At 70.7% G+C, this 22,637-nt stretch carries 22 protein-coding genes and 4 pseudogenes; 10 read left to right on the top strand and 16 right to left on the bottom strand.

Translation table 11 applies throughout. The annotated features are described in order from the left end of the window. Positions 1 to 105 precede the first annotated feature (105 nt). Entirely contained in the window at positions 106 to 900 is a 795-nt protein-coding gene (locus FMEAI12_RS16765) for a zinc ribbon domain-containing protein (protein ID WP_235014074.1), read from the top strand. A gap of 352 nt (positions 901 to 1,252) precedes the next feature. Here the strand turns inward: FMEAI12_RS16765 and FMEAI12_RS16760 are convergent. The 10 genes and pseudogenes from FMEAI12_RS16760 to FMEAI12_RS16715 all read right to left on the bottom strand — a co-directional run. Beyond that, positions 1,253 to 1,330 (bottom strand): annotated as a pseudogene (locus FMEAI12_RS16760) (IS6 family transposase); the annotation flags it as partial. Continuing rightward, positions 1,329 to 1,448, bottom strand: a pseudogene (locus FMEAI12_RS38250) (IS6 family transposase); the annotation flags it as partial. The pseudogenes FMEAI12_RS38250 and FMEAI12_RS16760, both read right to left, overlap by 2 nt. A 34-nt stretch (positions 1,449 to 1,482) precedes the next feature. Further along, positions 1,483 to 2,388 carry a hypothetical protein gene (locus FMEAI12_RS16750; RefSeq protein WP_112106764.1) on the bottom strand — a complete coding sequence of 302 codons (906 nt, stop codon included), beginning with the start codon at positions 2,386 to 2,388 and terminating at the stop codon, positions 1,483 to 1,485. Then, positions 2,385 to 2,549, bottom strand: a complete 165-nt coding sequence (locus FMEAI12_RS16745) for a hypothetical protein (RefSeq protein ID WP_198541332.1) — start codon at positions 2,547 to 2,549, stop codon at positions 2,385 to 2,387. The genes FMEAI12_RS16750 and FMEAI12_RS16745 overlap by 4 nt, the downstream gene beginning before the upstream one ends. 80 nt (positions 2,550 to 2,629) lie before the next feature. Further along, on the bottom strand, positions 2,630 to 5,476 hold the full coding sequence (locus FMEAI12_RS16740) for a cyclic nucleotide-binding domain-containing protein (protein ID WP_112106763.1): 2,847 nt from the start codon (positions 5,474 to 5,476) through the stop codon (positions 2,630 to 2,632). Next, a complete protein-coding gene (locus FMEAI12_RS16735) occupies positions 5,473 to 6,570 on the bottom strand; it encodes an ATP-dependent carboxylate-amine ligase (RefSeq protein ID WP_112106762.1) in 1,098 nt (365 codons plus the stop codon). The genes FMEAI12_RS16740 and FMEAI12_RS16735 overlap by 4 nt, the downstream gene beginning before the upstream one ends. Then, positions 6,567 to 6,860 (bottom strand): Os1348 family NHLP clan protein, encoded by a 294-nt coding sequence (locus FMEAI12_RS16730; RefSeq protein WP_235014073.1) that lies wholly within the window; start codon positions 6,858 to 6,860, stop codon positions 6,567 to 6,569. Before FMEAI12_RS16730 ends, FMEAI12_RS16735 begins: the two co-directional genes overlap by 4 nt. Next, a complete protein-coding gene (locus FMEAI12_RS16725) occupies positions 6,826 to 7,782 on the bottom strand; it encodes a DUF692 domain-containing protein (protein ID WP_112106761.1) in 957 nt (318 codons plus the stop codon). The genes FMEAI12_RS16730 and FMEAI12_RS16725 overlap by 35 nt, the downstream gene beginning before the upstream one ends. Further along, positions 7,779 to 8,681, bottom strand: a complete 903-nt coding sequence (locus tag FMEAI12_RS16720; protein WP_235014072.1) for a tetratricopeptide repeat protein — start codon at positions 8,679 to 8,681, stop codon at positions 7,779 to 7,781. Before FMEAI12_RS16720 ends, FMEAI12_RS16725 begins: the two co-directional genes overlap by 4 nt. 131 nt (positions 8,682 to 8,812) lie before the next feature. Then, positions 8,813 to 11,905 (bottom strand): AAA family ATPase, encoded by a 3,093-nt coding sequence (locus FMEAI12_RS16715; protein WP_112106759.1) that lies wholly within the window; start codon positions 11,903 to 11,905, stop codon positions 8,813 to 8,815. A gap of 129 nt (positions 11,906 to 12,034) precedes the next feature. Here FMEAI12_RS16715 and FMEAI12_RS16710 point away from each other — a divergent pair, with 129 nt between their 5' ends. From FMEAI12_RS16710 to FMEAI12_RS39975, 5 genes are all read left to right on the top strand, one after another. Next, positions 12,035 to 12,295 carry a hypothetical protein gene (locus FMEAI12_RS16710; protein ID WP_071064261.1) on the top strand — a complete coding sequence of 87 codons (261 nt, stop codon included), beginning with the start codon at positions 12,035 to 12,037 and terminating at the stop codon, positions 12,293 to 12,295. 140 nt (positions 12,296 to 12,435) lie between these two features. Next, positions 12,436 to 13,005 carry a DUF6529 family protein gene (locus FMEAI12_RS16705; protein WP_112106758.1) on the top strand — a complete coding sequence of 190 codons (570 nt, stop codon included), beginning with the start codon at positions 12,436 to 12,438 and terminating at the stop codon, positions 13,003 to 13,005. Between the two features lie 84 nt (positions 13,006 to 13,089). Beyond that, complete coding sequence (locus FMEAI12_RS16700) at positions 13,090 to 13,557, top strand: Rieske (2Fe-2S) protein (RefSeq protein ID WP_112106757.1); 468 nt, start codon at positions 13,090 to 13,092, stop codon at positions 13,555 to 13,557. A gap of 65 nt (positions 13,558 to 13,622) precedes the next feature. Further along, the gene (locus tag FMEAI12_RS16695; RefSeq protein WP_071064254.1) at positions 13,623 to 14,159 is read left to right on the top strand and encodes an FHA domain-containing protein; all 537 of its coding nucleotides are present in this window, start codon (positions 13,623 to 13,625) and stop codon (positions 14,157 to 14,159) included. A gap of 127 nt (positions 14,160 to 14,286) precedes the next feature. Next, positions 14,287 to 14,457 (top strand): CinA family protein, encoded by a 171-nt coding sequence (locus FMEAI12_RS39975; RefSeq protein WP_112106756.1) that lies wholly within the window; start codon positions 14,287 to 14,289, stop codon positions 14,455 to 14,457. On the opposite strand, the gene FMEAI12_RS16685 is transcribed toward FMEAI12_RS39975, so the two are convergent. Both FMEAI12_RS16685 and FMEAI12_RS16680 read right to left on the bottom strand, forming a co-directional pair. Next, positions 14,451 to 14,864: a DUF2267 domain-containing protein gene (locus FMEAI12_RS16685; protein ID WP_020461522.1), complete on the bottom strand. Its 414-nt coding sequence runs from the start codon at positions 14,862 to 14,864 to the stop codon at positions 14,451 to 14,453. The genes FMEAI12_RS39975 and FMEAI12_RS16685 overlap by 7 nt on opposite strands. A 307-nt stretch (positions 14,865 to 15,171) precedes the next feature. Beyond that, positions 15,172 to 16,134: a Rieske (2Fe-2S) protein gene (locus tag FMEAI12_RS16680; protein WP_112106755.1), complete on the bottom strand. Its 963-nt coding sequence runs from the start codon at positions 16,132 to 16,134 to the stop codon at positions 15,172 to 15,174. A gap of 479 nt (positions 16,135 to 16,613) precedes the next feature. Between FMEAI12_RS16680 and FMEAI12_RS39970 the strand changes: the two are divergent. Next, positions 16,614 to 16,754 (top strand): annotated as a pseudogene (locus FMEAI12_RS39970) (cyclase); the annotation flags it as partial. 35 nt (positions 16,755 to 16,789) lie between these two features. Here FMEAI12_RS39970 and FMEAI12_RS39965 read toward each other — a convergent pair. Further along, positions 16,790 to 16,894 (bottom strand): annotated as a pseudogene (locus tag FMEAI12_RS39965) (DNA topoisomerase IB); the annotation flags it as partial. A 272-nt stretch (positions 16,895 to 17,166) separates the two neighbouring features. Between FMEAI12_RS39965 and FMEAI12_RS16670 the strand changes: the two are divergent. The 3 genes from FMEAI12_RS16670 to FMEAI12_RS16660 all read left to right on the top strand — a co-directional run bounded on the left by FMEAI12_RS16670 (position 17,167) and on the right by FMEAI12_RS16660 (position 19,990). Beyond that, positions 17,167 to 17,667, top strand: coding sequence for a hemerythrin domain-containing protein (locus FMEAI12_RS16670; protein ID WP_112106754.1), 501 nt, complete (start codon positions 17,167 to 17,169; stop codon positions 17,665 to 17,667). 481 nt (positions 17,668 to 18,148) lie between these two features. Then, the gene (locus tag FMEAI12_RS36235; RefSeq protein ID WP_131627578.1) at positions 18,149 to 18,466 is read left to right on the top strand and encodes a hypothetical protein; all 318 of its coding nucleotides are present in this window, start codon (positions 18,149 to 18,151) and stop codon (positions 18,464 to 18,466) included. Between the two features lie 63 nt (positions 18,467 to 18,529). After that, positions 18,530 to 19,990 (top strand): aminotransferase class I/II-fold pyridoxal phosphate-dependent enzyme, encoded by a 1,461-nt coding sequence (locus tag FMEAI12_RS16660; RefSeq protein WP_112106753.1) that lies wholly within the window; start codon positions 18,530 to 18,532, stop codon positions 19,988 to 19,990. An 81-nt stretch (positions 19,991 to 20,071) separates the two neighbouring features. Here the strand turns inward: FMEAI12_RS16660 and FMEAI12_RS16655 are convergent, their stop codons facing one another. The 3 genes from FMEAI12_RS16655 to FMEAI12_RS16645 are packed head-to-tail and all read right to left on the bottom strand — an operon-like array spanning position 20,072 to position 22,637. Then, positions 20,072 to 21,097 (bottom strand): SRPBCC family protein, encoded by a 1,026-nt coding sequence (locus tag FMEAI12_RS16655; RefSeq protein ID WP_112106752.1) that lies wholly within the window; start codon positions 21,095 to 21,097, stop codon positions 20,072 to 20,074. Further along, entirely contained in the window at positions 21,094 to 21,783 is a 690-nt protein-coding gene (locus tag FMEAI12_RS16650; protein ID WP_112106751.1) for a hypothetical protein, read from the bottom strand. Before FMEAI12_RS16650 ends, FMEAI12_RS16655 begins: the two co-directional genes overlap by 4 nt. Continuing rightward, positions 21,780 to 22,637, bottom strand: coding sequence for a GvpL/GvpF family gas vesicle protein (locus FMEAI12_RS16645; RefSeq protein ID WP_112106750.1), 858 nt, complete (start codon positions 22,635 to 22,637; stop codon positions 21,780 to 21,782). Before FMEAI12_RS16645 ends, FMEAI12_RS16650 begins: the two co-directional genes overlap by 4 nt.

The raw sequence follows: 22,637 nt of genomic DNA, 5'->3' as shown, positions 1-22,637 counted from the left end.
GAGTCGCGGCGGCGCCGGCGGCCAGGCGCTGCAGGTCGATGAGGGCGTCGCGGGCCTGGCCGGCCCAGCACCAGGTCTCGAGGGTGGCCTTCCCTCACCGGCCGGATGCGCTGCCCCCAGTGCAACACAGCCCTCATCGGCACCCGCGCCACCGGCCGCAACCACACCTACCGCTACTACACCTGCCACACCCGCAACCGCTACAACCGCAACGAATGCGACGCCCCCCGCCTCGACGCCGACGCCGTTGACTACGCCGTGCTCACCGCCCTCGCCAGCTTCTACCGCGACAACCAGCAGCTCATCGCCGACGCCGTCACCGAAGCCCAGCGCAGCCACCGCAACGCCCGATCCGACCACACGGCCGAACTCACCACGATCGAGACCGAACTCACCCAAACCGACCAGGCCATCGACCGCTACCTGGGCGCTTTCGAGCGCGGTACCCTCGACGACGAGACCCTCGCCACACGCCTCGAAGCACTACGCACCAAGCAGAAGCAGCTCCGCCAACGGCAGGCCGAACTCACCAACGAGATCGACCACGAACCCGTCATGCCCGCCCGCTCCAGCCTTCGCGCAGTCGCCCGACACATCGAAACGATCATCGAGACAGGCGACGACCTCGGGCGCAAGACCCTCATCGAAGCCTTGGTCGCCGAAGTCAAAGTCACGGGACCTGACCGGCTCATACCGATCTTCAAGGTCCTCGGACCCGACGCTCCAAGGGACATCGCCAACGTAGACACTGGAGACACCAGCCAGCCGAAGCCGACCCAACCAGCCACGTCCCCCGCCCCCCACAGGGGCGCCGCAGCCGTCCTACCAGCCACAACGCCCCCGAAGGGAGCGGTTCGCGCAATGCCTACATTGGTGGGCCGTCAGGGACTCGAACCCTGAACCCACCGGTTAAGAGCCGGTTGCTCTCTGTGGATTGACTTGCCGAGAAGGTCGTCCATGCCGGTCCGCCGTCCAATCTGTGCCGCGAGGATCAAGTGGGTGCCGCGGCGTGACATCGGCGCCGTTGGGCGCTGTGTACCGCGCCCAACCCGGTCATCACGGCGGATACATGGATCCGTCGTGATGACGTCAGCGTCGATGGATGGTGGTTGGGGCCGCCATGGCCGCAGCCCCAACCGTGGGCGTCATCCGGTGGCTGCCGCCGGGGCCCCGGGTGTCGACGTACGACGGCGTGCTGGATGGTCTGTCGGCGGCATCCCTGCCGCGCCGTGATGTTGCCGGACCGCAGCTGCGGCCGGAGCCGGGCTTTCGAACGGCCGTGATCGGCCTCGATCCGGTTCTTCTCCTGGGCCGCGTCGACATGGCAGGCGTAGGTACCGGCGGACCGCCAGGACGATCACCTCGGGAGGGAAGCGGAATCCGGCGAACTCCGACGTCGGAGCCGGTGGACGGACACGCCGTGGGCGCATGACCCGATCATGACCGATCGGCAGCCGGGCGCTGGCGGACTTCGCCGATGCATCAGTGCCCCTGCTTCAGCTCTCGTTCGCTGTCTCCAGCTGTCTGGAGTGAACGGGCTATGACGGCGAAGCCGCTCGCGGCGCAGAACAACATCATCGCGAGCCAGGCGGTGGTGCCGGGGTCGGACCACTCGACGACACCGGTGTCGAGCTCGACCAGTGCGGCGCCGCCGATCGCGAACAGGCCGAACGACGCCTGCGTCAACCCCACAGTGCGAAGTTCGGCGCGTGTCGCTCGGACCGAGACGAGCCACGCGCCCACGCCGCCGGCCAGGAACGTCGCCGCGTAGAGCTGGCCGTGGAACGCGTCGACAGTCCACGGCCAGAACTCGGTGACCTGCTCGGGCGCCGCCAACAGACCGACGGCCTGCCCGGTCATCAGGACGGCGAACAGCCGAAGCCAGTAGCGCCACGCCACCGGAGTCGCGACGCCGGCCGCCCGGGCGCGCCCACGCAGCCGCCACGTGTACCAGAAAGCGCAGACGGGCAGCGCGACGTAGAGGACGAACCAGCCGATCACCGGCAGCGGCCGGTCCGAGAAGGCGAACCTCGACGGGTAGGCAGTGGACACGACGATCACGCACAACGTGAAGACGCCGATCATCGGGGCGACGACCCGAGCCGGCGACCAGCGCCTGGTGGCGAGCAGGCAGGCCACGGCGACCAGCGACGTCAGGTAGATGGCGCCGAGGAACCGGCTGTTGAACAGTGTGAGGTCGTCCCACGGCCACAACCTCGCCGTGAGCTTGTACTGAAACGCCAGGCCGGTGCCGGTGAAGAACAGCACGACGAACTCGATACCGGTCATGGTGAGCAGCGGCCGGGGAACCGGGAAATCGGCCGCTGCGGCGACCGTGGCGGAGTCGTGGTCGGCCTCGGTACGAGGTTCCGACGCGATGTCCGTCATCGGGTCGGCTCGTGCGACAGCGGCGCGGGCGCTCCGGGGTCCAGAAAGTCGAGTCTGATCGGCTCGGGCGCCGGCCGGCAGACGCCACACGAGATCGCCTCGTCGACCGCCAACCCTTCCAGCCCACGGCTGGTGGCGAAGGCCTCGAGCAGGAACGGCATCGTTTTCGCGTGGTCCTTGCAGACGCATCGGCCGCAGAATCGGCAGACCGCGTGCCCAGGAAGATTGCATACCCAACAGTTCACGAGCCCGCCTCCAGTTGTGTTGTCGCCAGCTCGATCGATCCCAGTTCGACGGCCGCTTCGAGGAGTTCGGTGTTCGACGGCGGTTCGTCGAGTGGGCCGAAGACGTATTTGCGGCGCAGCACGCCGTCCGGGCCGACCAGGAAGACGCCCTGCTGCATCGCCGTCATCGTGTGGTGGCCGAGCCGTTCGCCGATCGACGGGTTCACCACGTCAAGCCAGAGTGCGTGCATCGTCGTACGGCCCTGGCCGGTGGTGAACGCCCGCGTGAAGCCCCGCACCGAGTTGCGCTGCGCTTCGCCGGCGCCGATGTCCTGCAGGCCGCACAGCCGGTAGGCGGATTTCTCCGGGTCGCACAGGAACGGGAACGGCAGGTCCTTGCCGCGCCAGAACTCGCGGGCAGAATCGACGAGGTTGGGCGCCAGCTGCAGGATCTGCACGCCGGCCCGCTCGAAATCGCCGACCGCCGGCGCCAACCGGGCCATGTACTCCCGGCAGAACGGGCAGTTGTAGCCGCGGGAGAACCAGAGCATCACCACCTGGCCCCGGTAGTCCGACAACGACACCGGCGACGGCCCGCTGGCGGTGTCGAGGGTGAACTCGGGTGCCGGGTCGCCGACCTCGATCTCAAGCCAGCGGCCGGCCACCGTGCCCGCCAGCGCCTCGGCGGCACGTGCCGCTTCGTCCGCTTCGGCGGATGCGCGTACGGCGTGGGACAGCCCGAAATAGCGGCACACCACGTCGTCGAACGTCGTCCGGTCCAGCTCCCACAGCCTGGTCTCGCCGACCGACGTGGCTGTCGCGGCGTGGGGCTCGTCGTGCAGCAGTGCGCTCTCGCCGAAGAAGTCCCCGGCGCCCAGGGTTCGCGGCGGCCCGTCGGCGCAGGTCTGTGTCAGCGTGACGGCCCCGCTACGGACCAGGTAGAAGGCCGAACCGGGGTCGCCTTCGGCGACGACGACCTCGCCGTCCACGCAGCTCCGTGCCCGCAGGTGGGCCAGCAGCGTGTCCTTGTCACGGGTGCGGAGGCCGTCGAACAGTGCGAAGCCCTCGAGTTCTGCCCGTTCGTCGGCCCGCGTGTCGTTCTCGGCCCGCCGGGCCAGCAGCGGAGCGAGTCGGTCGGAGAAATCGGCGCCGGCCAGCCGCAACACGTGCACGTCGGTGAGCGCCCGCACGGTCAAGGGCGACCTTGGCAATCCGGGCGGCGGGAAGTAATCGCCAGGGCCGAGCGTGGGCAGCGCACTTCCCGCGCCCGGCCCCGTCCCGGCATTCGCACCCGATTCGACGACCTCGGCCTCGCCGGACAGCACCAGGCAGAAGACCTCGGCGACCTCGTCCGGAGCGACCACCATGGTGCCGGCCCGGAACACCTTCTCGGTGGTCCGCCGCGCCATCCACTGGATGTACGCCTTCCCCAGCTCGGCGACCGGCGGTACGTTCGCGAGCACCGCGACCCGCTCCCGGTAGCGGCGCTCCGCGGCCAACCGGCGCAGCCGCCGGCTCGCCACCACCAGCGACGAGCCACCCCGCCACAGCCGCTGCCCGAGCACGTACAGCAGCGGAAGGGTCAGGAGCAGAACCACCGTGGCGGCAAGGACCCGGCCAAGGCTCGGCACGGCGACCGCGTCGCTCACCATCGTCTTCGCCCGGACCCAGGCGAACCCGGCTGCCAGGACGAGCACGTAGCCGGTGTACGCCGCGGCGGCCAGTCCGAAGATCGTCAAGACGCGTTCGGTGCGGTCGAACCGCTCCCGGCGACGGACCTTGCCTGCGAGCTCCCCCCTTACGAACCCCAGCGCCCTGGCTCGCAGGTTCGGCAGTTCCAGCCAGTCCATCAGCATGTAGTAGCCGTCGAGCTGGATGAGCGGCGTGAGCTGGGCCAGGTTCACGGCCAGGGCAGCGGTGCCGAAGATCGCCACCACTGCCGCCCACGGCGCGTCCGGCGTGGCCACCAGGACGATGCCGGAAAGCCCGGCGAGCACGAACCCGGAGAACGGCCCGGCCCAGGCCGAGACCATCCGCGGCCCGCGCGGCTCCATCCACATGTCCTGGGTGTCGACGAACATCCCAGGCGAGCCGTAGAAGATCGATAGTCCGCCGCGCCGAACCACCCGGCCGTAGGACTTGGCCGCGAAGGCGTGCGCCAGTTCGTGCAGTACGGCGACGACCAGCAGGCAGCCGTACAACGTCGGAACCGTGACGACGAGGGACTGGTCGGCCAGCCCCGACGCCGACGACGACAGCGACCAGGCCAGCAGCGGCACGCCGAGCACCGCCACCGCGAACATGACGATCTTTGCTGGCCGGGTGAAAAGCACCCACACGCCCCGGTCGTAGGCGCGGTCGACCAGGCCGTCGAGCCCGTGCAGCGGAAACTCGCGCCGGACGAAGGACTTCGCGAACCCGGTGGCGAACGAGCTCACCGGCCGGTGGCGCAGCTGTTCGCCCAACGGCCCGAACACGAACCGGGGCGGGTCGGTCAGCATCTGTCCGACCTTCAGGTTGCGCACGAGGCGAAGGACCAGCGGCAGTGCGAACCGGTGGTACTTCATCATGTAGGCGACGACCAGGTCCTGGACGCTGCGGCTGCCGTCCATCAGCTCGAACAGGTAGAACTCGGCCATCGTGATCTTGCGGTACGTCGTGGCGTCGGGGTTCTGGACGACGACGTACTCTTCGCCCCGCGCGGATCGCAGCTCGCGCCAGACCAGCCCGTTCTGCCGCTTCGGCCGGTAGTGGGCCGGATTGGCGGCGTCGGCAAGCCGGTCCCAGACCGTGTCCGTGTCCGTGTCCGTGGCCGCGGGTGCCGGCGCGGCCTGCCGCTGCTGGGCCTGCGTGCTGACCGTCATGACAGCAACCCCGCAACCGCGTCACTGATCGGCAGACCGGCCCGCTGCTCGGCGAACCACCAGCCGCCTCGCGGGTTGAGGTCCAGGAACACGTGGTCGCCGTCCGGTGTCACGATCAGGTCGAGCGCCGCGTAGCGCAGGCCGAGGCCGGCGACCAGCCGCACGCAGCGGTGAGCAACGTCGTCGTCGAGACAGTGAGCCGTCATCGGCACGGCGCGCCGCACCCGCCGCACGTCACCGCTGCCCGCCAGCCCCGCCGCCGCGAGGTCGGCGGTAGCGGTCGAGGCGGTGAAGACCTGCTCGTCGACGACCGTCACCCGCAGTTCGAGCCGGCTGTCGAGCAGCGGCTGGAACACGCAGGGCGCGGCGGCCAGCGTCGCCGGCAGCAGGGCGAGGTCGGCGGCGCTCAGGACGCGGGTGAACAGGCTGTGGCGCCGCCCGTCCAGCTCGACGTAGTGGCTGTTCAGCGACTTGGCTATCACCCCGGCGCTGCCGTAGGCGTGGCAGAACGCCAAGGCCTGATCCGGGTCGTTGGTGACCAGCGTGTCCGGCACCGTCAGGCCCTCCTCCGCGGCGTGCTCCAATGATGTGATCTTGTTGCCGGCCCGGCTGCCGGCGTCCGGGTCGTTGACGAACGGCGCCGGGCAGCTCCGCCACCAGCCGGCGAGCGCGTCGGCCCATTCGCCCGTTTCGAACGGTGGCAGGCGCCGGGCCGGTACACCGGTCGGCCCGGCGAGCCCGAACCACACGCTCCGGACCTGCGCCGAGTCGAGGCCGAACACGTCGCCGCCCGTCCGCTTCCCGTCGCCGCGCCAGGTCACCGTGACGTCGGTGGGGAAGTCGTCCGCCCCGAGTAGCCGGCACGGCACACCCCGGGCGAGCAGGGCACGCTCGAGCAGCACCGTGTCCGGGTTGCGCGAATAGGCCAGCAGCAGCACGACCGGCTCCGGTTCCGCCGCTGTCCGGTCAGCCAACGCCGGCATCAGCCTGGCGACCAGGTCCCGCACGTCCACCGCCGCCCGAGCCGGCGACGGCGACGGCGACGGTTCGGCTTCGGCGAAGTGGAGCAGGAACGGCCGACTCGGCCGGCTCACTTGTCCGGGTTGCTGCCCGACTCGGGCGTGCAGGAGCAGGTCGGGTTCGTCAGCGAACTGCTTCCGCCCAGCCGGACGCGCGAGATCCGCTCGTCCAGGTCCTGCGCGACGCCGTCAAGGCCGTCCCAGTCCATCGCCGCGAGCGCCTGCACCTCCTCCGGCGTGAACTCGTAGGCATAACGCGCGGAGATGTGCACGACCATTTCCAGTGGATCGGCCTTCAGTCGCTGCCGGAAAGCCTGGTCTGTGGCTGCCTTACCGATGACGAACTGCATTGCCTGGAGTGACATGCGATATTCCTTCCGGGGCGGCGACATGTTTGTTCTGGTAAAAGGGCGAGGCGTGAAGAAGCTGCCGGGCCCGGCTGAGGTGGTCCAGCAGCTCGGGCATCGACGGCACGTCGTTGGACCATTCGAGGGTGATCGCGCGAACCGGTGCGGCGGCGACGACATCCGCAACCAGCGCCCACACCTGCTCGGGAACGGGACGGCTGTGGCTGTCGTGCCAAGTGCCCGCCTTCGGGCCCCGGGTGCGCAGCTCGCCGCCGGCGACATGCAGTTCGACGACCCGGTCCAGTGGTGCGGCGGCCAGCCACGCATCGACGTCGAAGCCGTAGTTCTGGGCGTTGATCCAGGTGTTGGTGAGGTCGAGCAGCAGGCCGTGGTCGGTGCCGTCGAGCACCTGCCGGACGAACTCGGGTTCGTCCATCGCACCCGGAATTTTGATCATGTAGTCGTACCAGGTGTTCTCGACGAGCAGCGGCCGCCGGACCCGGTCGGTGACGGTCTGCATGTTGCGGCGGACAGCCTGCGCCTGTTCCGCCGTGAAGGCGATCGGAATGCCGTGCATCAGCTCGGTGCGCTGCGCTCCGTCCGACACCGACCCCTGGTCGAGGTGGTCGCTGAACCACACCGGGTCGATCAGGTCCAGGAACGGCTCGAGCCGGTCGAGGTAGGACGTCCGGTACGGCGCGGCGTCGGCCAGCCCCATCCGGATGCCGTGCGCCACGACGGGGAAGGCGCCGGCGATCTCGACCGCCCGGTCCCGCCAGGCCGTCCGGCCGTCCTCGTCGTCCCACTGCATCCGCAGCAGGAACGCGTCGGTCGGCAGTTCGAGGTAGTCGATCTCGTCGTAGTGGGCGAGGTACTGGTCGTGCATCGGCGGTTCGTAGTTCAGCCCGACACCGAGGAAGGGCAGATCGGCGATCATCATGCGGCCGCCGGCAGCAGATCCGAGTCCGGGTAGGCGGCATGGAGGTGGGCGGCGCGCGCCAGGTCGTGGATCGCCTCGTCCAACAGGCCGGCGGCCTGGTAGACCTGCGCCCGCAGTTCGTAGACAGCCGGGTCCTCGGGCACGATCGTCGCGGCGTGGAAGCAGTCGGCCAGCGCCGTCGGCAGGTCGCCCGTTGCCAGCCAGGCGCGGGCCCGCAGCAGGTAGGGGCCGTGGGCGCGCAGCGCGCGGGACCGCACGATGAACGGCCAGTGCGACTGCTCGTGCGCGCTGACGTCGATCGCGGTCGTGCAGTCGGCCGCCGCCGCCTCGGGCCGGCCCAGTGCGAGCAACGCCTCGGCACGCTGCAGGTGCAGTTCGGAGGCGTACTTCTCGCACCGGCCGTCGGCGATGACCCAGCCGAAGTCCTCGACCGCCTCGGCCAGCAGACCGAGCTCCAACCGGGCCCGGGCCCGGAACGCGCGGGCCTCCCAGTCGTTCGGGTCGCGCAGCAGGGCCGACTCGGCGTCGGCCAGCGTGCCGTGCGGGTCGCCGTCGAAGTAGCGGGCGATGGCCCGTGCCGTGTAGACGTACGAGACGGGGTCGAGCGCCATCGCCGCCGACGCGTCGGCCTCGGCGCCGGCCAGGTCGAACACCTGGTGCCGGCATACCGACCGGCGGTAGTGCGCGTAGGCCAGCCGGTCGTCGGGCAGTCGGGGATCCGCCTCGATCGCGGCGCTCAGGTCGGCGATGGCCCGGTGGTGGTCACGCACCATCCAGAACGCGATGCCGCGGCGAAGGTAGGTCTCGGCCCGCCGGTCGCCGCCAGCGACAAGCCGGTTGCAGTCGAGCAGGTCGGCCATGTAACCGGCCAGCCTCGACGAGCCCTGCGAAACGCACACGGCGTCCCCTCCCTGGTGACCCGACGTGCCGTGTGGCACGAAGGTCACTTTCGGGTTCCGGGGAGGCACCCGAACATCAGGGAAACCCCTAGTGCCGGCCAGCGCCACGCAGTGGTTCGTGAATGGGCCGGTCAGGAACGGAGCGCGGAACCGACGCCGGCTCGGGTGGGGACGCCGAGCTTGGCGAGCACCTTCGTCAGATGGCTCTCGACGGTCTTCTCGCTGACGAACAGCGCGGCGGCGATCTGGCGGTTCGTCTGGCCGGCGGCGACCAGCTCGGCGACCTGACGTTCTCGGGTGCTGAGCGTGCCGGCTGCCACGCTGAGGACGACCGCCTGGGTCTGGTGATGAGCCAGGGTCTGAGCGGCCCGGGCCTGGGTCCGCGTCGACGGTCGACCGCCCCGGGACACCCGCTCGCCGAGCTGGCGCAGCAGCCGGGCCGCCTCGTCCCGGGGACGGTTGGCACCGCATGCGTCGAGTCGGGCCTCGGCCCGGCGCAGCTCGCTGACCGCCCGCGCGTTCTGCCCGTCGGCGGCCAGCGCCCGCCCAGCCACGATCAGCGACCGGCCGAGCTCGATCGGCAGGCCGGCCCGCTCGGCCTCGGCGGCTGAGGCCAGCGCCGACGCGGCGGCGGCCGACGACTGTCCCCTGGCGAACTCGACGGCTGCTCTCGCTCGCATCGCCGAGGCCTTCCGTCCCGCGAGCCCACCGCCGGCGTCGGCGGCCGTCCGCTCGGCGAGCACCGCCCAGCCGGCGGCCGCCTCCGGCATCCCGCGAGCCAGTTCGGCCCGCGTGAGCACCTCGTACCAGTACGGCCGAATGGGAGCTTCGATGCGCGGCAGCTCGGCGCCGCCGGCCGCACCCAGTAGTTCATCGACGGCGCGGTCGGGCTCACCGGCCTCGACCAGCGCCTCCGCGAAATAGGAACCGGCCATCACGGAGACGGCGTCAGTCTCCGGGTTGGCCGCCCGCGCTCCCTGCGCGCCCGACCGCAGCGCCTCGGGGAGGTCCCCCGCCAGCGTCGCCGCGGCACACCGCGCCGCCAGCGCCCAGGACAGGAAGGGCAGGTGCGGGGTGAGCAGGCACGCCTCCACCGCGGCTTCGGCCGCCGCCGAGGCCTCCGGCAACCGTCCCCGCAATGTCAGGACCAGCGACCGTGCGACTGCCGTCAGTGTGCCGATGCTGCCCCGGCCGTTGCGCAGCGCCAGCGCGTCGACCCGGTCGAGGTGGCGTAGCGCGTCGGTGAACCGTTCGAGGAACGCCTCGGTCCAGCCCAGCCACGCGAGCTTGTCGAGGTGCGGGGTGACCTGGTCGTCCGAGAGCAGGTCGTAGCGGCGTGCCGCGCCGGCGGCCTCGGCGATCGCGGCCGGGACGTCACCGACCATGTATTCGGCACCCGCCAGCAGTCCGGCCGAGGCGGCCAGCAGCGGGGCGTCGTCGAGCGTGCCAGCGAGCGCGTGCGCTTCCTGCTGCCAGCGGCGCATCCCATCGTATTCACCGGTGTAGAAATGGTCGATGGCAAGCTGAAGCCGCAGCAGACAGCTCTCTCGGGTGCCCGGTTCGGCGCTCGCCACGGCGTCCAACACCAGGGCACGCGCCTCGCCGTGCCGGCCCAGCACGTGGTCGACCGCCGAGCGCAGCGCGACGAGATGAGCCCGCTCGGCACCGAATTCCCGCGGAATCAGACCCATGATCTCGTCGAGTACCACGCGGGCCTGCTGCGGCTGGTAACTCGCGTCGAGTGCGGCAGCCAGCCGGGACAGCAGCTCCAGTCGCCGCAACCCGCCGTCCGCGTCCACGTCGACGTCGGCACTTTGGCCGGGGCTCGACTCACCGCCCGGTAACAGTCTGAGCGCGGCGGCGTACCAGTGCGCGGCGGCTGCCGGCGCGCGTAGCCGGCTGGCCGCGGCCGCTTTGGTCAGCAGCGCGATCGCGGCCTCGTCGCCGGGACGGGCGGCACGCTCGACGTGGTGGGCTCGGGCGGTGGCCGCGGCGCCTCGGGCGGCGAGCGCATCAGCCGCTCGTGCGTGAGCGGCGATCCGCCAGCCCGGCCCGGCGGACATGTAGATGGCGTGGCGCACGATCGGATGCCGGAACGTGAACCGGCGCGGCATCTCGGTCGGTCGCACCACGTCCGCCGCGACCAGCGCGTCGAGTGCTTCGAAGGCGTCGGTTTCGGGGAGCGCGGCGGCCTCGGCGGCCAGGTCCGGCTCGAACACCTCGCCGGCGACAGCAGCGCCCTGCGCGAACCGCCGTACGACCTCGGGCAGCTGTGCGATCTCGGCGCCGACCGCCGCCGTCACCGCCGGCGGCACGTCGTCCGGTCCGTCGAGGCCGGTCGAGGCCGCCGACGCCGGCGGTACGGAGGACGGCCCGGCAGCTGCGGACAGCGGGCGGGTGCGGGTGCGGGTGCGGGCAAGCTGTTCGAGGTAGAACGGGTTACCGCCGCTCTCCCGATACCAGCGACGCCGGACAGCCGGGTCACGGGTCACCGGACTGATCAGCGAGTCGCTGTCCTCGGGCGACAGCGGGGCAAGCTCCAGTCGAACGCCCACGGTCGCGTGTGAGTTCGTCCCGGCCTGGCCGTCGGTGGCCGCGACAACGGCGGACGCCTCCGCGGCCGACAACGCCGCGGCCAGCGCCTTCGGCACCTGGCGGGGCCGCACCGCGACGACCAGCAGCACCCGCGCCTTCGGCGGCCGGCGGAGCAGGTGAGCGACGAGCTCGACCGACGCGGTGTCGGCCCAGTGCAGGTCGTCCAGGGCCAGCACCAGCGGCCGGTCGGCAGCGAGCAGCTCGAGGAGCGCTCGTGCCGCCCGGTAGGTCTGCCAGCGCTGCATCTCGGAGGTGTTGCCGGTCGGCACGGTCCCGAGCGAGCGCAACGCCGGGAACACGGCGGCCAGCTCGTCGAGCCGGTCAGCGCCGAGCTGGCGCAACCGCGCCGGATCCACCGCGCCGAGGTAGTCGTCGAGCGCATCGACGAGGGCGTTGAACGGAATGTCCTGTTCGAGCTCGGCGCCGTGGCCCCGCAGTACGAGATGGCCACGGGCGTCGGCAAGCTCGGTGAGTTCGCCGATCAGGCGGCTCTTACCGATGCCGGGCTCGCCACGGATCTCCATCCAGTCGAAACCTGGCCGGCGCCGCGCCGAGGCGAGCCGGTCCAACGCGGCGCCCACCGCGGCCATTTCCCGGTCACGCCCGACCAGCGAACCCCGTTCCCCCATCGGGCGATTGTCGTCCCTGCCGGCCAGCGATCCAGTACCCGGGTCGTCGGTGCGACAGGCCCGAGATGGTCGGGACCTAGGAGGTTCCCTGATGTACCCGGTCGCGTCGCCGGCGCCACGCTGTTGTTCATGGCGACCTACATCCTGTGTCACCGACATGAGCCGGCCGAATGCCGGTTCGCGTTCGCGGCCTGGCGCGGGTTCGACAGCCCGTTGCGCCACGGCCGGGCGCTCGCCTCCTGCGGCAGGAACGGCCAGGCCGCCGACGCCCGGCACACGATCTTCTGGACGGTGGAGGCCGCGGACGCCAGCGCCGCACTCGGCTACCTGCCGGCGTACCTGACGTCGCGGACCGAGGTGGTGCACGTCGCCGAGGTGCCGATCCCCTGATCGGACGACCGGCGTGCCTTGTCCGTGCCAGGGGTTCCCCCGATGTTTTCGCGCTGTCCCGGCACGACAGGTTTGTCCTGGTTCCCACGGCACCGTGGGAACCAGGACCGTGTGAATCAGGGCGTCAATGGAGGCTGATCATGACGACGGCCAGTGAACGGGCTCGACCGGCGACGGGCGGTATCGGGATCGCCGGCGTGTTGCTCGTCGGCGCCGCGGTAGCCGTCTCACTCGGGGTGTACGCAAAGACGCACGATCCGGCCGGCCGGCCGTTGTACACGCTCGGTTTCTCCGGCCCGCTGCCGATGAAAGCCTGGTTCACCACGGCCGCCGCGCTGCTGCTCGTGGTGCAACTGACCACGGCACTGTGGATGTGGGGCCGACTGCCCGGTGCCGGGTCGGCTCCGGCGTGGGCGGCGATCCTGCACCGGTGGAGCGGTAGCGCGGCGTTCATCTTCACGTTGCCGGTGGCGTTTCACTGCATCTGGTCACTCGGTTTCGCCACGGCGGACTCGCGGGTGTTCCTGCACAGCCTCGCCGGATGCACGTTCTACGGCGCCTACGCGGCGAAGATGATCGGCCTGCGGACGAAAGGGCTGCCCGGATGGGCACTGCCGGTGCTCGGCTCCGCCGTGCTCACCGCCCTCGTCGTGCTGTGGCTGACGGCGTCACTGTGGTTCTTCACGCGCTCGGGCATCCCGCACGTCTAACCGAGCCATCTCGATCAGCCGAGTCATCTCGATCATCGTTCGGCGTTCAGGTGGGTCGTCGGACAACCGAACACGGAGGGCACCATGTCAGAAGCGGCACACCCGGCGGCCCCGGCGGGGATGCTGTCGCGCCGGGCCGTACCCGGCCTGGTGGCTGTGGTCGCCGGCGTCGCTGGCTACGTCGTCGCGAGCGGCAGCGACGCGGCCGAGCCGAAACCGGCGACGGCGGCCGCGAACGGCGGTGGCGGCGCCGGGGCGGGGGGCGGGCAGCGCCTTGCCGGCCTCGCCGAGGTGCCGACCGGCGGTGGCCTGGTTCTTGACGACGTCGGCGTCGTGCTCACGCGCAGTGCCGGCGACGAGGTGCTCGCGTTCTCGGCCGTCTGCACCCACCAGGGTTGCACCGTCGGCTCGGTGGCGGGCGGCACGATCAACTGCCCGTGCCACGGGAGCAGGTTCGACACGGCGACCGGGGCACCGGTGGCCGGTCCGGCGAAGGCCCCGCTGGCGCCGGTGGCTGTCGTCGTCCAGGACGACACCGTGTTCACCGCCTGACCTCGAACAACCGGCCCTGACCGGCCTGACCGGCCCGACCTGCCGACCGAAGAAATGGGGAACCGATGAGCCCGGTACCGCTGCGTGTCCGGACGCCCTCCACCCAGGTGATACTGCCCGGCGAACGACTGGCCGTCGTCGGGCGTGGGCGGGACGCGGACGTCGTCGTCGCCGACAGCCGGGTGTCGCGGCGACACGTCGAGCTCGAACCCAGCGGGGACGGGTGGACGGTGCGTGACCTCAGCACCAACGGCATGTGGTGCGACGGGCGGCGGACCGCGACCGTGCGCGTCCAGTTCGACGAGGTCCGAGTGCGGCTCGGCGCGGCCGACGGCCCGGAACTGGTGCTCGTCCCGCAACGCTCGGCGGCCAGACCACCAGCCCAGCCCGGACCGGGTCGCGACGTCGGCGACATGGCGACCGTGTTGGCCGGCGGCGGCCCGCTGGCAGCCGGGCGGCTGCGCCCGGTGGGACCCGGACCAGCCGCCGTCCCGGCCCCGGTCAAGACGGCAGCGCCACCGCGCTGGGCTCGCGCGTTCCCCACCCTGGCGTGGCTGGCGGCAGCCGCCTTCGCCGTCGGCGCACTGATCGCGCTTACCTGATCAACTCTGACAGGGCGTCAGCAGCGATCGCCGTGTGGTCTCTATGCGTAGATACGGCGTGGCGTGAAGTGGGGGCGGCCACCGCGTGATTCTCCATAGTTTGTGAGAACCAAAGAAGAAGCCGCGGGTGCAAGCGCTCCGGCTCGGCGAGGTGTTCGTCGCGATCGCAGCGGACGGAGACGTCACAGTGCGACAGCACGAGTTCGACGGGAACCGTGCTGCGATACGCACCGCCGCGAGCACGGCAGGCCTCTCCGATTCGAGTAGCGCACAGCGGCGTGCGGTCCGTGGTCAGTAGTGGATGACCGGCTCGCGGCCCAACAGGTCGGCGTAGTCGCTGGGGAGCTGCCCAGCGACGTCCTCGAACTCGTCCGGACTGATCGACGCCTTCAGCGCCGCGACCACCGCCCGGGCATGCTGGCGGGCATGCGCCTCGTCGCAGCCCTCGCCTTCCCGCTCGGCGACGCGCCGATAGAACTCGTCGAGCCCGAACCGTTCGCCACGGCCGGCTGGCGGCAGCGCCTGGGCGAACGGCGACGGGAGCTGGGAGGCCAGGTCCTTGGTCTCCCCGCCGGACAACCGCTCGCCGAGTACCGACAGAGTCGCCCGCACGGCGGCCTCGGCGTGCTCGACGCTGTCTATCCGGGCGGTCCCGCGAACGGCGGAGACGATCTCGTCCTGCTTCAACAGCTTCACCTCTCCCATCAGCAGCCCGCTCCGAGCGGGCCTGTGGGGTGTCCCGACACCCGGATCTCGGCCTCGGTGGCGGCCATGCGCCGTCAGCTGCTCCTTCCGTCATCGCCCTCCCCGCGGCGCCGTCCGCGAAACCGTCCCGCCTTCGCGGACGGCGCAGTCCTCGCCTGCGCGCGCTGATCACCGACGACGACGGCATCGACAGCGCCGGTCTGCGAGGCGTTCTAGACCTTTGGGCAGGTGTCACCAGCATGCCGATCCGGCGGGAGGGCCGGACCGCGACGGGCGCTCGGGTCTCCCACCCGGGGGGTGTGGTTCGTTATATGTGCTGGGTCGTGCGATGCATGGCCGCGCTGGTCACCGCCTGGCCTTCGGCCGAGATCCGGAGCCGTGCGTCCGGGCTGGGCGACGGTCCGACGGGGTTGGCGCGTAGCGTCCGGACCTCCGAGCGGCGGAGTTCGACCCGCCCGCCGGTCTCGCGGACCTCGTAGACCGGCTGCGGACGGGTGGCGGGGCCCTGGACGACCTCGCCGGAGGCCAACTCGAACTGGCTTCCGTGCCAGGGACAGCGCACGCAGCCGCCGGTGCGCTCGCCCTCGTGCAGCGGGCCTCCCCGGTGGGTACAGCGGTCACTGATCGCGACGACCTGACCGTCGACCCTGGTCAGCAACACCGGCACCCCATCGATCTCGACCTGCCGCAGTTCCGTGGTGACCTCGCTGGCCGCCAGCACGTCCGTCCACTCGGCCGGCCCCCGCTGGAACGCGGTGGTGTCCACCCCCACCCCCAGCGCGTAGGCGAGGTGACCACCCAACCAGCCGCCGAGGCCGAGGGCGGCCGCACCCGCGAGACTGGCGGCCAGCCCACGCGCGCCGCGACGACGCTGGCGCCATGAGATCGCGTAGCTTGCGAGTCCCACCACGTTGGAAGCGGCGTGGACGAGCCCGACCCGGCGCTCGGCGCCCTTCGTGTCGAGCCAGTCCGACCACCCGGCGAGCGCGGCCGGTCCGGCTGACAGCAGGCCGAGTCCGACGAGCCGTCGCGCGGCCGGGCGGAGGGCGGCGCCACCAGTGGTGTCCAGCATCGTCGCGCTCAGCAGCGTCCCCGCCGGGACGAGGATCGCCGCGGGATGCAGCGGATGCCCGAGCTGCCGGCCGCTGAGCACATCGCGCAACCGCTCGGAGCGCAGCGCCGCCGACCAGAAGCCCGAGACTGCCTCCGCAGGGGCATCAAGCCTCTGCTCTCGCTCAAGCCGATCGAGCAGCCGTTCGGATCCGCGCATGTCGACCTCTTCTCGCACGCTTCACGACCTGGCCAGCTGCGATGCAGCAGCCGCTCGCCACCGGCATCGGCGCTTGCCGGCGAGCCGCTGGCGCCGGGTGGCGTGCAACGGACGCGTACCCGTGCCAAGGCCCGGCACACGTTCCCGTTTGCTTCCGGCGGCTTTCGAACAGACCTGGGTCAGAACGGACGCATCAGCCGTGATGCGGGAGGTGCGGCAATGGCGTCCTCCGGCATCGGGCGGGCGGTCGGTGACGAAGGCGGCGCCTGCCCACCTTCCTGACGCATGTCGTCCTGCTGGGCTGTCCTGGCGCCGGCGCGGTGGACATGACGAGGCGGTGGACATGACGAGACGGCCGGGGATGGCGTTCGTCCGCCGGCGGTCTCAGCGCAGAGCTCAACCAGGGAGTCGTGCGGCTTCACGTGTGGTGGGACCGCCGGAAGCAAGGACGGCGGCTCTTTCCGGATGGTTGAACGGCCGGGTATGTCGAGGTCTCTGGCGACCTCCCGCGGCGGGTGAAGGCCGATCTGAAGCGGTTCAAGGCGTTCATCGAGAGCCGCGGCAGCGAGACCGGAGCCTGGCGCGGCCAGGTCGACCGACCTCCTTGCACATCCGGGTGACGGCGCGTCTGCGCGCGCTCGGGGAGGCCCTCTCACGAGCCAGCGGCGCGCTCATGGTCAAGTGCGACCGCCGCGAGCACGGTCGCCGACCAGGTCCGGAAGTCTTTCGCGGTGATCTCCGGGCCGCCGGAGGCGTCGCGGGCCATGTCCCTCACGGTCCCCCGCCCGCCACGACCGAATCAGGGACCCGTGAGCCGCACCAGCCGAGTCAGGGTCGGGTGCACGCTTCGCCGTGGATCGTGCCCCCGTCACGGGGTGAACGGTCGAGTATCCGGGCAGGCTTACCGGTGAACAGAGGGTTTCGGGCCGGCGACGAGGCGAAGCCTGAGCGCCGCCGTGCGTTTGTCTGCCAGCGTCGGGGGGACGCGCCGCAACGAGCGCCCACCCAGGACAAGATTTCGGAGGAAGCTCGATGTCGACGGACGCGATCGTGCTCCTGAAGGCCGACCACAAGGACATCAAGGCCGCCTTCAAGCAGTTCCAGCAGGTGGGAGACAGAGCCGTCACCGCAAAGGGCAAGCTCGTCGAGAAGATCATCGAGCTGCTCACCGTGCACACCTACATCGAGAACGAGGTCATGTATCCGGAGGTGCGGAGCCTTCTGCCCGACCTGGGGGACGAGATCCTCGAGTCGTATGAGGAGCACCACATGGCTGACCTGCTGGCCGTGGAACTCGCCGCTCTTCCGTCCGACGCGGAACGTTTTAGTGCCAAGACGACCGTTCTGATCGAGAACGTGACGCGCCACATCGAGGAGGAGGAAGAGGGCTGGTTCCCCAAGGTCCGGGAGAAGCTCGGTCGCAAGCAGCTGTCCGAGATCGGGGAACGTCTGCTGGAGGCGAAGGAGAAGGCCCCACACAGCCCGGCCCAGCCAAGCGCGATCAAGAAGACCATCGACGCCGTCATCAAGTAGTCGACGGGTTCGTCACCCGCGGTGGAGCGTCATCGCGGACCGTCGGTTCTGCTCGTCGCGGGGCCGCCGCCGACGGGGCGCAGCGGGACGAACCCCGCCGTGCCGGCGAGGGGCCCTTCCTCGTCCCGTCCGGTGCCCCGAGGTTTTAGGGACAGGGGACAGCAGCGGCCGGAGCAGGTGCAGGAACGGCCGGGTAAAACTTCTGCGATGACGCCGCAGCCGGCCGGGCGGTTCCTGGTACCTGTGATCGGCGAGGCCAGGCCGGGGCGAACGGTACAGGCGGATGTTCTCCTGGCATGCGTCAGCGGCGCGCGGTCGGGCCGGACACGATTCCCGCTGTTTTCGGTGCGCAGCCGAAAGTTTCGGGAGAATCCGTGAGTCGGGACCTCCTGTCGGTACTAAAGATCTCGAGAGGCAAAAGATGTTTTCACACCAGCGTCCGGAGGCTCGCGGGAACGCTCATGGCAGGGTCGCGTTTCTCGTGGTGGCGGCGCTCTGGGCTGGATTTGCCGTCGGGCGGCTTGCCCGCATGCGCAGTCGTGTTGCAACGCCGTCTGGCGAGTCCGCCGGCGAGTGGGGCGCAGGCCGCCCAGACGAAGCCCTGCCCATGATGCCGCCGGAAGACGCAGCCCCGGCCATGGCCGGGGCTGACACCACCGATCCGGTTTCCCCCGTCCGGTTCGGGAATCAGCCCGACCTGATCGCGACGGAGGACGCCGCGAATCCGCCGTTCGAGAATCTGTCCACAAACACCAGATTCGCCAACGAGATCAACCGGCGAACCGGCGTCCGTCGCTAAGCGGGCCACATCGGGAGAGCCGGAACTTGGGTGAGCAATGCGTGTCGTGGGTATCGATGGGGGATGAATCACGCACAGACACCGATCCTGGACGCGCTCGCTGACTATCACCGACTCGGTCGCTATGGGTTCACGCCGCCCGGGCACAAGCAGGGCCGGGGCGCGGACTTCAGGGTCCGCGCGGTCCTGGGAGACGACGCGTTCCGCGGTGATGTCCTCGCGACGTCCGGGCTTGACGACCGGCAGACCTCAGGTGGGTTCGTCGCGGAAGCTGAGGAGCTGATGGCGGACGCGGTCGGGGCCGAACACACTTTCTTCTCCACCTGCGGCAGTTCGCTGTCGGTCAAGGCGGCGATGCTTGCCGTGGCGGGTGGCCGAGGCGATCTCCTCGTCGGGCGTGATGCGCACAAGTCGGTGATCGCCGGGCTGATCCTGTCCGGTCTGCGGCCGCGCTGGGTGCGTCCGCGGTGGGACGCCGGGCGGCACCTGGCCCATCCACCGTCACCGGGGGATGTCGAGGCAGCTTGGGAGCGTTACCCGGACGCGGCAGGCATGCTGGTGACCAGCCCGACGCCCTGTGGCACGTGTGCCGATATCTCCGCGATCGCCGGGATCTGCCATCGTCGTGGCCGTCCACTGATCGTGGATGAGGCGTGGGGTGCCCACCTGCCCTTCCACCGCGATCTTCCCACGTGGGCGATGGACGCCGGTGCGGACGTCTGTGTGGTCAGCGTGCACAAGATGGGCGCCGGCTTCGAACAGGGATCGGTCTTCCACCTGCAGGGCGACCTCATCGACCCCCGGCATCTGCGGGCCTGCGCCGACCTGCTGGCCACGACCAGCCCCAACGTCCTGCTGTACGCGGCGATGGACGGCTGGCGCCGGCAGATGGTGGAACAGGGCTCCACCCTGCTGCGGGCCGCTCTCGATCTCGCCGACGGTTTACGTGCTCGTATCGAGCAGCTGCCGGGGCTGCACGTCATGACCGACGAGCTGTGCGGCGCTGAGGCGTCCCATGACCTGGACCGCCTTCAGATCGTCATCGACACCGCGGGGCTGGAGATCAGCGGCTATCAGGCCGCGGACTGGCTACGCCAGCACGCCCAGCTGGACATGGGGATGTGTGATCACCGGCGGGTCTGCGCACAGTTCACCTTCGCCGACGACGCCCGCAGTGGGCGGCGTCTGCTGGCCGCGCTGCGTCGGCTTGTCGACGCCGCGCCCGACCTCGAGCGCCCGACGCCGGTCGAGGTGCCGGACCCCACCGAGTTGGAGCTGGAGACGGTCGATCTGCCGCGCGACGCCTTCTTCGGTCCCACCGAAGCTGTCCCACCCGAGCTGGCGGTGGGCCGGGTCGCGGCCGAACAACTCACCCCGTACCCGCCTGGTGTCCCGGTGGTACTGCCGGGTGAGCGCATCACCGGACCGGTGCTGCGCTACCTGCTCAGCGGTGTGTCAGCGGGCATGGCCGTGCCCGACGCCGCTGACCGAGCGCTGGCCACGATCCAGGTCACTCGAACCTGACGGAAGACGTCCGCGACGATGTGGCCCTGCGCAAGAGGCCTGCCCCGGAACACGGCCGTAACGCCCGGCCACGAGGCCGCCTCAGGCTCGGACAGGCTCGTCGGCACCGGCGGGCTGGTCGGACTTCGACCCGGCCCGCACCTCGGATTCCTCGGATTCCCCGGACGTCGCCGCGCCCTGGTCGTCACTGTCCTGTGCGGCCTGCGTGGTTTCCGAGCTCCGCGCCTCCTCCCGGGTGTCGCGGGGTTCGGATCGCCGGGTTTCGCGGGGTTCGGACTGCTCTTCGTCCGGGGAGCGAACGACCTTTCCGTCCCGGATTTCGCCCCGCCAGGAGCCGGTGGCCTCCCCACTGAACATGACGAAGCGGCGGAAGTGCTTCAGATCCAGCCGGGCCCGTCGCCCACCGGCGCGCCACAGGTTGCCGGTCTTCTCCATGAACCCGCTGGGGTAGTACTCCATCGCCAGCAGCACGCGCGTCAGGTCGTCGGCGAGCGGGTGGAAGGTGACGGCGCCCTTGACCGAGCCCTTCGCTCCCTCGGATGTCCAGACGATCCGGCGGTCGGGGACCTGCTCGGTCACCTTCGCCTGCCAGCTGCGCCGGGACTTGAAGACCTTGACCCGCCAGTTCTGATCGGTCTCGCTCTTGGTCTCGACCGCCTCGACGCCTTTCATGAACTTGGCGAACTCGGGGTACTGCGTCCACTGGTCGTAGGCGACCGACACCGGGACGCCGATGTCCACCGACTCCTCGATGTTCATCGCCTTGGGTGGCCCGCTCTTCCCACCGGCCTTGCCCTTGGCCGCGCCGAAGGCCCCCTTCACCTTGTCCTTGACGTTCGACATGATCGTCCCGGCCGCCGCCTTCAGTGGAGACTGGCCCTCGGCCAGTCTTCCCGCACCCTTGGCGAGGGACGAGATCTGCCCACCGGAGTCGCTGAGACCGTTGAGTTTGTCCGTGCTGGAGGTGAGTCGCTCACCGACCCGCCCGGCCAGCCGGCTGCCGCCCGCCTTCGCCAGGTTTCCCGCCTGGTCGGCGAGCCTCTTGCTCGCTGGACTGCGCAGGAGGGCGCCGACCAGGCCGTCTGGTTGCTCCGTCGTCCGGGTCATCGCGCACCTCCACCGGTGGATCCCTGCGCCGCCCGCTCGAGTGGTTCGCGGCTGGTGTCCCGGCGCGGTCCGGCGGACCTGTCCGGGACCCGCCGCTCGGCGGCCGGCTCCGTCCCGCCCTCGTCGCTGTCGTCCTGATCGGCCGCGCGGCCCGCTTCCGTCCTGTCGCGGCCGGTGGCGTTCTGTGTTTCGGCGTGGTCCTCGTCGACCGGGCCGTTGCCGCTCGGGCCACGTTCGTCGGTGCGCTCCGAGGACGGCTGACCGCCGCCTTTGCGATCACGGAGCTTACCGGGCGTCACGGCACCGACGAGGCCTCCGACGGCGGCCTCGGCTCCCTCCCGGACAACCTTCTCCGAGTCCCGGACAACCTTCTCCGAGTCGCCCAGCGTCGCCGTCAGCCGTTCCGTGCGCTTGGTCAGCGCATCGGAGAGCCGATCGATCTGGGCCTCGTACACGGCCACCGCGGCGCGCCGGCCGGCTTCCGTGGCCGGCCCCCTGATCTGGTTGATCAGCTGTTCGCCGTCCGCGGAGTGCAACAGCCGGACCACCTGGTCGCGCACGACGTCCTTCGCGTGATAGTTGCGACCGGAGATCCACAGCCCGAGGCCGATGGCCGCCTTGGCCTTCCTCGTCCGGCCGAGGACATAACCTCCCGCGAGTGCCAGGGCACATTTGACGTTGATCATCGAAGCTCCTCTCTCTCCCGGGCCCTGCTCGGTCGGTCGGACCCGGTTCTGTCCTCGCCCCAGCCCCATCGGCCCGACCCGCCGAAGGAGCCGCCGTCCACGGCGGCCTCGCGGGCTTCGGTGAGTACTCGGGCGGGGAACTCGACGAAGTCGACCGCGGGTAGCGGTCCGACGTACTCGACGGTCAGGTGCGGCCGGGTCGCCCGGATCCGCTCCACAGCGGCGTCGAAGTCGGCCAGTGCGTCGGCGGGGACGAGGAACGCCCAGCTGAGAGCGGGATCCTCCGGCCCCCCGTGGTGCCTGCGTGGCCGGTCCGCGTGTGCCAGCGGGCGCAGCTCGTCCAGAATCGCCCGCGCCTGTTCCGTGCGGCGCGCGACGACGAGTTCCGCGATCTGTTGCCCCAGCTGGATCCGGCCGTCCAGGTCCTCCGGGGGCGGGGCGTGGGCCAGCGAGGTGGCGGCCACCGCCTCCGCGAGCTCGGTCTGTTCCGCCTCTTCGACGTCGACATGCAGCTCGACCAGGCCGTCGATCGCGTCCAGCTGCTCGGGAAGGCTGTCACGGACCGGTTCGAGTACCTCCGTCCGGACGGCGTCCTCGTCCGGCGCGACGGTTCCCAGCCGTACCGGCAGCACCGGGCCGTCGACGAGCAGCCGCTGGAGGATCTCCAGGTGTCTGACGGCCTCCTGTTCCCCGAGCTCGCCGATGTCCGCCGTCCCGCTGACGACCGCGGCGAGGGGGCCCGAACGCACCAGCCGCAGTGGCGCGGGTGGATGGCCGATGCCGAGCGCCGGGTCCGGGTCCGGGTCCGGGAGGGGATGGCCTGCCCGGACGATTCCGTACAGCACGACAGGCAT

This window comes from Parafrankia sp. Ea1.12 (assembly GCF_900465275.1).
GTDB classification, from domain to species: domain Bacteria; phylum Actinomycetota; class Actinomycetes; order Frankiales; family Frankiaceae; genus Parafrankia; species Parafrankia soli.
The sequence above is the reverse complement of the archived record's forward strand: the minus strand, read 5'-3'. Positions and strand labels throughout refer to the sequence as shown.